This window comes from Roseateles sp. P1_C6 (assembly GCF_056406315.1).
In genome coordinates this window covers 275,153-287,632 of record NZ_JBFUAK010000005.1, presented here as the reverse complement: position 1 = coordinate 287,632, position 12,480 = coordinate 275,153, and the positions used below count along the sequence as shown (strand labels likewise).

At 71.5% G+C, this 12,480-nt stretch carries 8 protein-coding genes; 1 reads left to right on the top strand and 7 read right to left on the bottom strand.

What is annotated here, in order from left to right; translation table 11 throughout:
• The first annotated feature begins 12 nt into the window (after positions 1–12).
• On the top strand, positions 13–969 hold the full coding sequence (locus AC1D29_RS12650; RefSeq protein WP_477897772.1) for a LysR family transcriptional regulator: 957 nt from the start codon (positions 13–15) through the stop codon (positions 967–969).
• Between the two features lie 17 nt (positions 970–986).
• Here AC1D29_RS12650 and AC1D29_RS12645 read toward each other — a convergent pair whose 3' ends face one another.
• The 7 genes from AC1D29_RS12645 to AC1D29_RS12615 all read right to left on the bottom strand — a co-directional run bounded on the left by AC1D29_RS12645 (position 987) and on the right by AC1D29_RS12615 (position 12,479).
• Positions 987–2,930 (bottom strand): sensor histidine kinase, YfiR-like protein-associated, encoded by a 1,944-nt coding sequence (locus AC1D29_RS12645; RefSeq protein ID WP_477897770.1) that lies wholly within the window; start codon positions 2,928–2,930, stop codon positions 987–989.
• Complete coding sequence (locus tag AC1D29_RS12640) at positions 2,931–3,479, bottom strand: TOL_0243 family YfiR-like periplasmic protein (protein WP_477897768.1); 549 nt, start codon at positions 3,477–3,479, stop codon at positions 2,931–2,933. It lies immediately after the preceding gene.
• Entirely contained in the window at positions 3,479–5,413 is a 1,935-nt protein-coding gene (locus AC1D29_RS12635) for a TOL_0244 family TonB-dependent receptor (RefSeq protein WP_477897766.1), read from the bottom strand. Before AC1D29_RS12635 ends, AC1D29_RS12640 begins: the two co-directional genes overlap by 1 nt.
• Positions 5,414–6,446: 1,033 nt before the next feature.
• Positions 6,447–7,691 (bottom strand): hypothetical protein, encoded by a 1,245-nt coding sequence (locus AC1D29_RS12630; RefSeq protein WP_477897764.1) that lies wholly within the window; start codon positions 7,689–7,691, stop codon positions 6,447–6,449.
• A 12-nt stretch (positions 7,692–7,703) separates the two neighbouring features.
• A complete protein-coding gene (locus AC1D29_RS12625; protein ID WP_477897762.1) occupies positions 7,704–8,918 on the bottom strand; it encodes a sugar MFS transporter in 1,215 nt (404 codons plus the stop codon).
• Between the two features lie 4 nt (positions 8,919–8,922).
• The gene (locus AC1D29_RS12620) at positions 8,923–10,965 is read right to left on the bottom strand and encodes a glycoside hydrolase family 97 protein (protein WP_477897760.1); all 2,043 of its coding nucleotides are present in this window, start codon (positions 10,963–10,965) and stop codon (positions 8,923–8,925) included.
• Positions 10,959–12,479 (bottom strand): tryptophan halogenase family protein, encoded by a 1,521-nt coding sequence (locus AC1D29_RS12615; RefSeq protein WP_477897758.1) that lies wholly within the window; start codon positions 12,477–12,479, stop codon positions 10,959–10,961. Before AC1D29_RS12615 ends, AC1D29_RS12620 begins: the two co-directional genes overlap by 7 nt.
• Position 12,480: the final 1 nt, after the last annotated feature.

Sequence of the window (12,480 nt, the reverse complement as noted above, 5' to 3'; positions counted from 1 at the left end):
CGACACCCCAGCATGACTGACCCGCGCTCGGATCGCTTCGTCCGCTCGCACCTCAAGACCCGCCAGCTGGTGCTGCTGGTGGAGCTGGGCCGCCATGGCTCCATCCTGCACGCGGCCCAGGCCGCCAACCTGACGCAGCCGGCTGCGTCCAAGCTGCTGGCCGACCTGGAACACGCCTTGGGCGTGAAGCTCTTCGAGCGGCTGCCGCGCGGCGTGGCGCCGACCTGGTACGGCGAGGTCATGATCCGGCGCGCCGGTGCGGCGCTGGCCGAGCTGGACGCCGGCCACCAGGAGGTCATGGAGTTGCTGGCCGGCCTTTCCGGCCGGGTCGCCGTCGGCTCGGTGCTGACGCCGTCGACGACGCTGCTGCCGACGGCTGTCGTGGCATTGAAAGCGCGCCAGCCGCGCGTGCATGTCGCGATCACCGTGGACACCAGCAAGCTGATGATCCAGCAGCTTCAGGGCGGCGAGCTGGATCTGGTCATCGGCCGCGTGCTGGACAGCGAGTCCGCGGCCCAGCTCAGCTTCGAACCCCTGACCGACGAGCCGCACAGCCTGATCGTGCGCACCGACCACCCGCTGGCCGGCCGCAGCGACCTCAGCCTGGCCGAGTTGTCGCACCAGAGCTGGATCCTGCCGCCTGGCGGCAGCATCTTGCGCGACCGCCTGACGGCGCTGTTCCTGAGCGCGGGCCTGGATCAACCCCAGCAGGCCATCGCGACGCTGTCGCTGCCCGTCGTGATCAGCCTTCTGGGCCAGTCCGACATGGTGGTGGCCCTGCCTGAGGAACTGGTGCGACCCTATCTGAATGCCGGCCTGCTGACGGTGCTGGACTTTGACCTCGGCCTGCGCATGGATGCCTATGGCATCGTCACGCGCCGCGGCCACCAGCTGTCGCCCGGTGCCGAGCTGATGCTGACCTGCCTGCGCGAAGAGGCGCAGCGGCGCGGCATCGGCGCATCGGCCTGAGCCGGCGGTCCCGCGCTTCAGCGCCGCTGCCGCGCGACGTCCAGCGCCTTGTCCAGCGCATCCATCAGCTGGGCCGCATCCAGCGGCTTGGTCAGGTAGCGGAAGAAACCCGCCGCGAGTCCGGAGGCCGCCGCATCGGGCATCGCGTTGGCGGTCAGCGCGATGACGGGGATGTGGCTGGTGCGCGGGTCCAGCTTCAGGATGGCCTGGGCCTCGCGGCCGCTCATCGTCGGCATGTTGTTGTCCATCAGGATGACGTCGGGCAGCTGCGCACGCGCCATGTCGACACCGGCGCGGCCGTCGGACGCCGAAAGCAGGCGCACATCGGCGCGCGTCCTCAGCAGCTCCTCGACCAGCTTCAGGCTGGCCGGGTTGTCCTCGACGTAGAGCACCGTGGCCGGTGGCTCGCCTTCGCGCGGCGCCGTCAGTCCCGTCAGCGCGCCCCAGTCGGTCTCGGCGTGCGGCAGTGCCGGGATCTCGCTGGCGTGCAGGTCGACCCAGAACACGCTGCCCTCGCCGGGCGTGCTGTGCACGCCGATCTGCCCGCCCATCAGCTCGACGAGGCGCTGCGTGACGACCAGGCCGATGCCCGTGCCCTGCTCGGGGCCGGCTTCCTGGCCCAGGCGGTTGAAGGGCTGGAACAGCGCCTGGACCTGCTGGGGCTGCAGGCCGCGGCCGGTATCTTGCACCTCGATGCGCACCTGGTCTGCACCAGTCGTGCCGCAGCTCACGCGCACCGAGCCGTCCGGCCGGTTGTACTTGATGGCGTTGCTGACCAGGTTGAGCAGCACCTGCTTGAGCCGCATGCGGTCGGCCAGCGCCACGGAGCCGCCGCTGGGCATGAACCGCACCGCGATGCCGCGCTGCGTGGCCATGGGCTCGATCATCTTGCGGCATTCGGCCAGCACGTCATCCACGTCCACCGGCTCCAGCGACAGCTCCACGTGGCCGGCCTCGATGCGGGCGAGATTGAGGATCTCGTTGATCAGCGTCAGCAGGTGCTTGCCGGCGCCGACGATGTGGTCGACGAACTCGCGGCGGCGCTCGGGCTTGGCTTCGGCGACATCGGTGCCCAGCAGCTGGCCGAAGCCGATGATGGCGTTCAGCGGCGTGCGCAGCTCGTGGCTCATGCTGGACAGGAATTCCGACTTCGCGCGGTTGGCCTGCTCGGCCGCGGCCGTTGCCAGCCGCAGCTCTTCGTTGGAGGCCTCCAGCTGCGCCGTGCGCTCGCGCACGCGCGCCTCCAGCTCCTCGTTCAGGCGCAGCACCTCGTGCGAACGGCGCTCGATCTCGCCCAGCATGCCGTTGAACGAGTCGGCCAGCAGGCCCACCTCGTCCTGCGTGGCCTTGGGCGCGCGGCGCGAATAGTCCTGGCGCTGCATGACGTCCTGGGCCACGTCGCTGATGGCCAGGATGGGCTGCACGACCGCGCGCTGCAGCCGCGTCGACAGCAGCAGCGCCACGCCGAGCGCCGCGATGGCCACGGCGGCGGCGATGCCCAGGTAGCTCAGCACTCGGTCATAGAGTGCGTATTCGGCGCGCAGCAGCACGCTGCCGATGACGCGGCCGTCCTGGCGTATCGGTTGCGCGACGACCAAGTCGCCCTGGTCGCGGTGCACGCCGGCCGCCTGGGCTCGCGGCGGCACGGTGGCGTCCACCCCCGGCGCCGCATAGGCCGCGAACATCTCGCCCTGCGCGCCGTAGATGGCCGCCGCCTTCACCTTGGGCTGCAGGCGCAGCAGCGCGAGGTTCTCGCTCGCCACCTTGTGGTCGTCGAACTCCAGCGCCGGCGCGGTCGATCGGCCCAGCAGCTCGGCCTGCGCCTTCAGGTCGGTGACCCAACCCTCGTGATAGGCGCGCAAGTCATAAGCCACCATCGCGCCGAGCGCGACGAGCAAGGCCACCAGTGACGTCAGCATCGTGACGCCGAGCAGCCTGCGCTGGAGTGAGAGCCTGAACATCTATGACCTGCCTTCAACCCGTCGCGCCACGCCAAGCAGGCGTACGCTGATCTTGAGGCCGCTTTGCGTGGCCGGCGGTAACAGGATGTCGAAGCGCACCTTGTCGTCGACGACCACGAAATTGATCATGCCCGTTGCACCGCCGGGGTCAAGCTCCGTGATGGTCAGGACCGGCCGGCCGGCCAGCGCCGCGATCAGCGCCGGCGCGTGGGCGGCCATCGCGCGCGACACGAAGACGGCGTGCATCCCCTCGGGCACGTCGCCGCGGGTCAGGCGGCGCACTTCGACCGGCCGCCCGCCCACCGAGGCCGCCGCCGCCGTGCGGCGGAACTCCTCCGCCACGACCTCGCTGCCGAGCACGCCGACCCGCCATGGCTCGCCGACGCCCAGCACCTGGGCCGGCCAGTCGACGTAGTTGCCGAACTTGCAGACAAAGGCCGCCTTCACCTGGTACTCGACGACGCTGTCGTCCTCGCCCGCCGACGCGGCGCCCACACCGACGGCGGCGGCGAGCAGCAGCATGCGGCGGGTGAGTGGCGACGGCGTCATCAGGGGAACTGGGCGCGCAACTGCAGGACGATGTTGCGTCCGAACTCGGCGCGCGTCTCGACAGGCGCGAACTCGCCGTGGCTGCCGAGCAGGTTGCGGCCGGTCAGCGCGATCTCGAGGTTCGCGTTCAGGCGCCGGCCCAGGCGCAGGTCCAGCGTCGTGTAGGCGGGCACGTCGGGCGTGCGCAGCGCGCTGACACGGCGCAAGACGACGTCCAGCTCGCTGTCCTGCGGCAGGTTCAGCGCGGCGCGCAGCTGCCACAGCTGGCGCGGCATGGCGCCGTCCGTGGCGGCGAGGCTGTCGGCCGTGTCGATGCTGCCGGGCACGTAGCGCAGCCGGGGCCGCAGCAGCGTGACACCGGCATGCAGCCGCAGTGCCGGCGCCGCCTGCAGGCTGCCCCAGGCCTCGATGCCGTCGACGCGGCCGCGCATGCCATTGCCGAAATAGACCTGGGTCTGGCTGGGCGCCAGCTCCTGGGTGCGCAGGTGCTTGTAGTCGGCCAGGAAGGCCGTCGCCGCCAGCGACAGCGCCGGCAGCGGCTGGCCGCGGTAGCCCAGCTGCAGCACATCGGCCGTCTCGGCCCGGAAGCCCGCGCCGCCTTCGAGCACGAACGGCGGCTGAGCCGGGATGTAGGCGTCGCGGTCTAGCCGCGACGGCGCGCGCACGGTGCGGGCCAGCGAGGTCCACCACAGCTGCTGGGGCGTCGGCTGCCAGGAAAGGCGCAGGCTGGGCAGGAACTCGGTGCCGGTGTAGTCGTTGCGCTCCGCCCGCGCGCCCACCGTCAGCCGCAGGTCGTCGCGCAGCGCGATCTCGTCCTGCGCGAACAGGCTGGTCCAGCTCTGGTTCAGGCGCTCGGGCAGGAAGGCGAAGATGGTCGTGTGGTGGGCCAGCCGGTCCTGCGAGCGGCGGTGGTTGGCGCCCAGCACCAAGGTGTGCGCGGGCGCCGGTCGCAGCGTGTACTGCAGCTCCAGGTCGGCGATGTTCAGCGTCTCGTCGAAGGACGGCGGCACGCGGCGCACGGTGCGGTCCAGATAGCCCTGCATGCTGAGCTCGCCGCTGCCCAGCGGCCGCTGCCAGCGCGCCAGCAGGTTGGCGCCGGACAGCGTGATGGTGTCCAGTGCCATCGGGTAGCCGGTCACCGAGATGCTGCCGGGTGGTGGCTGGCCGTGCAGGCCGCGGTAGGCGTTGGCCAGCACGGTGACGCGCTCGCCGCCGCGTCCCCAGTCGGCACGCAGGCCGGCCTGAGTCAGGTGGCCGGCGTCGTCGATAGGGTGCCCATCGGCGGCTTCGTTGCCGCGCAGGTCGGTGCGCCGCAGGTGCAGACGCAGGTCGCCGCCGCCGGTTGCCGCCATGCCGTGGCGCAGCGTCACGGCGCGCTCGCGGTTGCCGGCCGCGGCCGAGACCAGCGTGCCGCGCGTGGCGGCCGCGCTGCGCGTGATGATGTTGATGACGCCGTTGACGGCATTGACGCCCCACAGCGTGCTGCCTGGGCCGCTGGCGACCTCGATGCGCTCGATGTCCTCCAGCGGCACATCCTGCACGTCCCAGAACACGCCCGCGAACAGTGGCGTGTAGACCGAGCGGCCGTCGATCAGCACCAGCAGCTTGTTGGCCGAGTTGGCATTGAAGCCGCGCGCGCTGATCGCGTAGCCGCCGCCGTAGACGCGCGCGACGTGCAGCGTGGGCGCCAGCCGCAGCGCCTCGGGCAGCGTCGTCACGCCGGTGCGGCGGATGTCGTCGGCCGTGATGACGAAGATGGACGCGGGCGCGTCAGCCAGCCGGGTTTCACGCTTGGAGGCCGTCGTGATCAGCACGTTGCCCAGCTCCTCGAAGCTGAGGTCGACAAGGCTTTGTTGCGCGCTGGCATGATCAGCAAGCAAGGCCGCGAGTGCCGCTGCTGCGGCGCTGCACTGCCGGATGGCTGACAGGCCCATGAGACCTCCGGCGGGGTGTTGGTCTGGCCCACGATAACGCAGGGATCAAGCGGCAGCAACGCAGCTTTTTGGTTGCGGGCGTGACGAAAGACCGGCGCGGCCCAAGCTGATACCTTGTTCCCCCCACCTGCCATGCCGCATCCCGGCGGTCGAGCCCATGATCCGGATTCCCTCCTGCCTGTCAGTCCTGCTGGTCACACTCGGCCTGGCCGGCTCGGCCGCCGCCGCCGAGCCGGCCAAGGCGGGCGAACGCGCGTTCACGCTGAGCTGGCCGGAGGCCGCGCCGCGCGGCGCCACCGAGCTGCGCCTGCTGGCCTGGTATCCGGCCGCGGCGGACGCGGTCGAGCGCGAGATCGCCGTCGGCCCGGTCTTCATCGCCGGCCCCGTGGCAGCGGATGCCCGCTGGCAAGACGACACGCGGCGCCACCCGCTGGTGCTGCTGTCGCATGGTTTTGGCGGCGCGGCGCGCCAGCTGACGTGGCTGGGTGCGGCGCTGGCGCGCGCGGGCTACATCGCCGTCGCGGTGGACCACCCGGGCACCAACGGCATCGACGGCGTCACGCCGGTCGGCGCCTATGCCCCCTGGGAACGCGCGGCGGACCTGAGCCGCGCGCTGGATGGCGTGCTGGCCGACCCCGGGCTCGGCCCGCGCGTGGACCGCGAGCGCATCGTCGTGGCCGGCTTCTCCATCGGCGGCTGGACGTCGGCGCTGCTGCTGGGTGCGACGGCCGACTTCGAGCGCTTTCGCCAGTTCTGCCGCAGCGCCGCGCGCGACAGCATCTGCAACCCGCAGGTGGAGTTCGACCTGAACTACGAGCGCCAGCAGGCGGAGCTGGCGCGTGCCGGTGCCGAGCGCCTGCTGGCGGGCGAGCGCGCCGACCACCGCGACGCGCGCATCAAGGCGGGCGTGCTGATCGCGCCGGCGCTGGTGCAGGCCTTGTCGCCCGACAACCTGGCGCGCATCCGCGTGCCGGTGCTGCAGATCGCCGGCGACACCGACGCGGTCGTGCCGACGCCGACGAATGCGGCCTGGCTACAGGCGCGCGTCGCTGGCGCAAGCCTGCAGGTCCTGCCCGGCGTCGGGCACTACGACTTCCTGTCGTTGTGCACGCCGGCCGGCCGCGGCCTTGAGCCGCGGCTCTGCGCGGACGGCGGCCCGCCGCGGCGCGTCACCCACCAGCAGACCATCCGTGCCGTGCTCGGCTTCTTCGCGAAGACGCTGGGGCCGGCGCCTTGAGCGCAGGGCCGCGCTGACGTCGGCCAGCAGCAGCTGCAAGGCCAGCATCGCCAGCAGGGCGGGCGCGGCCTCGGCCTCGGGGCCGGTGACGAGCTGCAGCATCGCGTCGTGCGCCGTGCCCAGGGCGCGTTCGGTGATCCACACGCCGGGCGCGCCGCGGCGCGGTGCCGCCTCGGCGCCCAGGGCCAGGCAGACGACGGACGCGGTGGGCGGCAGGTCGCCCGTGCGCAGCGGCCGCGCCGGGATGCCGGCGCGCCACAGCGCATGCAGCGCAAGGTCCAGCAACGGCGCGCGGGCAGCGTCGGCGAGCACGTCCACCTGGCCGGCGCCGGCCAGCACGGCGGCCGCCGAGGCGAGCGCGGCGCGGTCCAGGCCGCGCAGCGCTTGCGTGCTGCGCGCCAGCAGCGGGTGGCCTGCGGGGGCGTCACCAGCGTCCCCCAGGCTCGCGGCCAATGCGCGCTTGAGGCTGCTGACGCCGTCGAACCCCACCGCGCGGCTGAAGCGGATCACTTGCGGCTGGCTGACCCCGGCCGCTTCGGCCAGGCGCGCCGTGGCCGTCTGCAGCGCGGCGGCGGGGTTGGCCAGCACGACGTCGGCGACACGGCGCTCGCAGCGCGTCAGCCCCGCATAGGCCGCACGGATCTGCGCGCAGACGGCGCCGGTGGCGGGCGTGTGCAAGGCCAGGTCCAGCGCGCGGGCCGCTCCGGCCCAGCACGGCGTGTCGTCGTCGAGCGGTGCCGTGGCATCGGCCTGTGCGGCCAGGCGGCGCGCGCGATCACGCGGCACGGTGCACAGCGTCGCCAGGCCCAGCTGTGTGCGCAGCGCATCGGCAGCGAATGGCGCATCGCCCACCAGCACGACGTGGCGCACGGGACGGTGCAGGGCCGCCAGCGCGTCGGCCAGCGCGGGTGCGAGCTGGGCCGCGTCGCTGACGGCCTCGTCGTGCGCATGGGCGCGGCGGCCGTCGCTGTGCAGCAGCAGGGTCCGCAGACGCCCGCGGTGCCAGCAGGCAAGCAGGCGCGGCCAGGGCTGGGCGTCCATGTTGGCGAGCGGTCAGCGTGTGAACAAGCGGGCGTTGAGCCAGCCGTAGGCCGCAATGCCCGCGTAGCACAGCGCCGGGACGCCGAACGAGGCCTGCAGGCCGATGACGTCGGCCGCGTAGCCCTGCACCAGCGGCAGCAGCGCGCCACCGACGATGGCCATGCACAGCAGGCCCGAGCCCTGCGCCGTCTGCGCGCCCAGGCCATGCACGCCCATGCTGAAGATGGTCGGGAACATGATGGAGTTGCACAGGCCCACGGCGAGCAGCGCCCACATCGCGACGGGGCCATGCGTGGTGACGCCCACGGCGATCAGCGCCACGGCCAGCGCCGCGTGCACGGCCAGCAGCCGGCCCGGCGCCATCACGCGCATCAGGCCCACGCCGACGAAGCGGCCGACCATGGCGCCGCCCCAGTACAGGCTGAGGTAGGGCGCGGCCTGGGCGGCGGTCATGCCGGCGGCGTCCTGGATGAAGTTGATGAGCAGGCTGCCGATGCTGACCTCGGCGCCGACGTACAGGAAGATCGCGACGACGCCCCAGAACAGGTGCGGGTGGGCGCGCGCCACGGCGACGGCCGACGTGGTCGTCGGCGTGCTTTCGTCGGCGATGCGCGGCAGGCGGGCGATGGCGAACAGGCCGGCCAGCACCAGCAGCGCGGCGGCCAGTGCGAGGTAGGGGCCTTTGACGTCGCCGCCGGCACTTTCCGCGGCCGCGGGCAGGATCAGCACGCCAAGCGCGGGGGCCACGGTCGTGCCCAGCGAGTTGAAGGCCTGCGTCAGCGTGAGGCGGCTGGACGCCGTGCGCGGGTCGCCCAGCGCCGTCACATAAGGGTTGGCGGCGACCTGCAGCACCGTGATGCCGGCGGCCAGCACGAAGAAGGCAAACAGGAAGAGCGCGTAGCCGGCGCTGACGGCCGGCAGGAACAGCAGGCAGCCCGCGGCGGCGACCCCCAGGCCGGCGACGGCGCCATGCTGGTAGCCCAGCCGCTTGATGAGCCGCCCGGCCGGCAGCGACACAAGGAAGTAGGCGCCGAAGAAGCAGAACTGCACCAGCATGGCTTGCAGATAGCTCAGCGTGTACAGCGCCTTCAAGTGCGGGATGAGGACGTCGTTGAGCGCCGTCAGCAGACCCCACATGAAGAACAGCAGCGTGACGATGGCGAGCGGCGCGCGGCCGGCTTTGGCGTTGGTGGCCGGCGTGGGCAGAGCGGAGGAGGGGACGGACATCGGTTTACTTTGGCAGGGGGGTGAAGCGGATGGCCTGGCCACCGCCGGGCGCGAGGTGCAGCGGCAGCGTGTCGGTGGACTGCACGGCGACCTGTTCGGTGACGAGGTCGAAGCGGCGCTTGGCGTCGCGGTAGTCGGCGCTGTCGCCATCGCGGTAGATCTCGGCGCGGTAGCGGCGGCCGGCGTCGAGGAAGGCCAGCGGCAGCGTCAGCTTGCGGGCGTCGCCGTTGGTGATGGCGCCGACATACCAGTCCTCGCTGCGGCGGTCCTTGCGGGCAATCGTCGCCACCTCGCCCAGTTCGCCGTGGATGACCCGGGTCGTCTCCCAGTCGGTCGGCACGTCCTTGATGAACTGGAAGGCGGCCGGCCAGCGTTCGTAGTGCTCGATGAGGTCCGGCACCATGACCACCGGCGAGTACAGCGCCACGTACAGCGCCAGCTGCTTGGCCTGCGTGGAGTTCAGCTTGCGGTCGCCGGCGCCGTTCAGGCTCAGCACGCCGGGCGTGTAGTCCATCGGCCCGCTGAGCATGCGCGTGAAGACCAGGTTGACCTCGTGGTCCACCGGGTTGATGGGGTCGCCCCAGGCGTTGAACTCCTGGCCGCGCGCGCCCTCGCGCGAGACCCAGTTCGGATATGTGCGGCGCAGGCCGGTGTCCTTGACGGGCTCGTGCGTGTCTATGGCGATGCGGTGCTTCGCCGCCTCCTGCACGGCCTTGACGAAATGGCGCACGCCTTCTTGCGATTCGGTGAAGCCGAAGTGGGTGCCGCCGCCGTTGGCATTGGCGAACTGGGCTGTGCCTGCGTCGGTCACATAGCCGGACTTGACGACGTCTACGCCCAGCCTGGCGTAGAGCGCATAGGCCGCGTCCATCTGCTGCTCGTAGCGCGCGACGTTGCCGCCGGTCTCGTGGTGGCCCACCAGGCGCACGTCCTTGGCCTTGGCGTAGGCAGCCAAGGCGGCGAGGTCGAAGTCGGGCATGGCCTTGAGGTAGTCGAAGGCCGAGCCGCTGCCCACCCAGTTGCCGTCCCAGCCCAGGTTCCAGCCCTCCACCAGCACGCCGCGAAAGCCGTGCCTGGCGGCGAAGTCGATGTGCCGCTTCGTGTTGGCCGTCGTCGCGCCGTGCTTGGGCCCGCTGGACCAGCTGGCGCGGTCCAGGTGCATCTCCCACCAGACACCGACGAACTTGCCAGGCCGGAACCAGCTCACGTCGCCCAACCGGTTGGGCTCGTTGAGATTGAGTTCAAGGTTGGACTCGTACAACGCGCCTGCCGAGTCGGCGACGCGCAGCGTGCGCCAGGGCGTGGTGAAGGCGCCGCGCTTCTCGACGGCGGCACCGCTGGCGCCGGGCGCGAGCTGGGCGCGCAGCTTTTGGCCACCGACCTTGCGCACCCACATGGACGCGTAGTCCACCAACGCTGCCTCGTGCAGCGCCAGGTGCACGCCGCTCTGTGTGCGCATCGTCAGCGGCGTGTTCGCCAGGCCCACCTCGGCCAGCGGCGTGCGCTGCACCGGGTACTCCAGCACCAGCGCCTCGCCCGCCGGGATCCACCAGGCCGCGGCCGGCTCGGCAATGTCGAACTCGGTCAGCTCGTCGCTGATGCGGGCGATGGGCAACTGCGGCTGCTCGGGCAGTTCGTAGCGGAAGCCGAAGCCGTCGTCGAAGACGCGAAAGCGCAGCGCCATCGCGCGGCCGCCCTGGGCGGGTTGCTGCAACGCCACCAGCAGCTCGCGGCAGTGGCTGCGCACGCGGCGGCTCTCGCCCCAGGGCTGCTCCCAGGTCTCATCCTTCTCGGTGGTCTGCTGGCCCACCAGCTTGAAGCCGCCGTCCAGCTGGTGCGCGTTGGCCAGCAGCAGCCCCAGGCGCGACGCGTTGACCAGCGGCTGGCCCTTCCGGTCCACGCGGTAGGCCAGCCGGCCCTCGCCGGTCAGCTGCAGCGTGACGACCAGCTGCCTGTTCGGTGAGCTGACGGTGGCCAGCGTTTCGTCGGCCTGGGCGGTTGCGCAAAGAACGAGGGAGAGGAGAACAAACAAGCGGCGAGTCAGCATGTCTCTAGGTCCTGGGCTGCGGCGCAGTGCGCCGCGATGAAGTCCGCGTGCCCGGGCATCTGCGCGATGCAGCGCTGGATGACGGCCTGGGTGTCGTCCAGATAGTCGTTGATTTCGCTTTCCGGCAGAGCTTCGGCCAGCGGATGGTGGGCGCCGGGTGTGACGCCCTGGCCGTGCAGCACCTGCAGCCAGCCCACCTCGGAGAACAGCTCGTCGCCGTGGCGCACGATGCGCCCGCTCGCGCGCCACAGATCCAGCTTGTCCTGCAGCGTCTGAGGCACGGCCATCGTGCGCACGTGGTTCCAGAAGTCGCTGTCGCTGCGCGTGGTCGCGTGGTAATGCAGGATGAGGAAGTCGCGGATGCGCTCGGTCTCGAAGTCACTCTGCCGGTTGAACTCGGCGACGTCCGCCGGGTTGAACCTCTGGTCCGGGAAGAACTGGATCAGCCGCGCGATGGCCGACTGCACGAGGTGGATGGACGTGGACTCCAGCGGCTCCATGAAGCCCGACGACAGGCCGATGGCGACGACGTTGCGGTTCCAGACCTTGCGCCGGCGACCGCTCTCGAAGCGCAGCACGCGCGGTTCGGCCAGCGCCTGGCCGTCTAGGTTGCGCATCAGCAGCGCCGCGGCCTCGTCGTCGCCCATGGCCTGGCTGGCATACACGTGGCCGTTGCCGGTGCGGTGCTGCAGGCCGATGCGCCACTGCCAGCCGGCGGGGCGGGCCGTGGCGCGCGTGAAGGGCGGCAGCTCCTGGGCCCGCGCGCTGGGCACCACGACCGCGCGGTCGCAGGGCAGCCAGTGGTTCCAATGCTCGTAGCCGGTCTTCAGCGCCTGCTCGATGAGCAGGCCGCGAAGGCCCGAGCAGTCGATGAAGAGGTCGCCCTCGATCGGCGTGCCGCCGGCCAGGCGCACGCTGCGCACATGGCCGTTCTCGTGCAGTTGCGCGTCCAGCAAGCGGCCCTCGGTGCGCTGCACGCCCAGCTTCTCGGCGTAGCGGCGCAGGTAGCCCGCGTACAGGCCGGCGTCGATGTGGAAGGCGTGAACGATCTCGGCCAGTGGCGAGCGGCCCAGGCCGGGGTCGGCGCGCATGAAGCGGTGGGCGCGGGCGGCGGCCGCGTTGATGGAATAGGCCCACAAGTCCGGCGTCCGGCCCGCCCGGTGCATGCGCAGCCAGTAGTGATGGAAGGGCAGGATGCTGGAGCGGTGGCCGATCTGCCCGAAGGCGTGCAGGTAGCGGTCGCCGATGGCGCCCCAGTCGCGCAGCTCGATGCCGAGCTTGAACGTCGCCTGCGTCTCGCGCATGAACTCGTTCTCGTCGATGCCCAGTAGCTGGTTGAACTGCCGGATCATCGGGATCGTCGATTCGCCCACGCCCACGGTGCCGATCTCCTCGGACTCGACGAGCTTGATCGTCACGCGGCCGTTGGTGACCTTGGCCAGCGCGGCGGCCGTCATCCAGCCGGCGGTGCCGCCGCCGACGATGACAACGGTGTTCAGGTTCTGCTGCTGCATG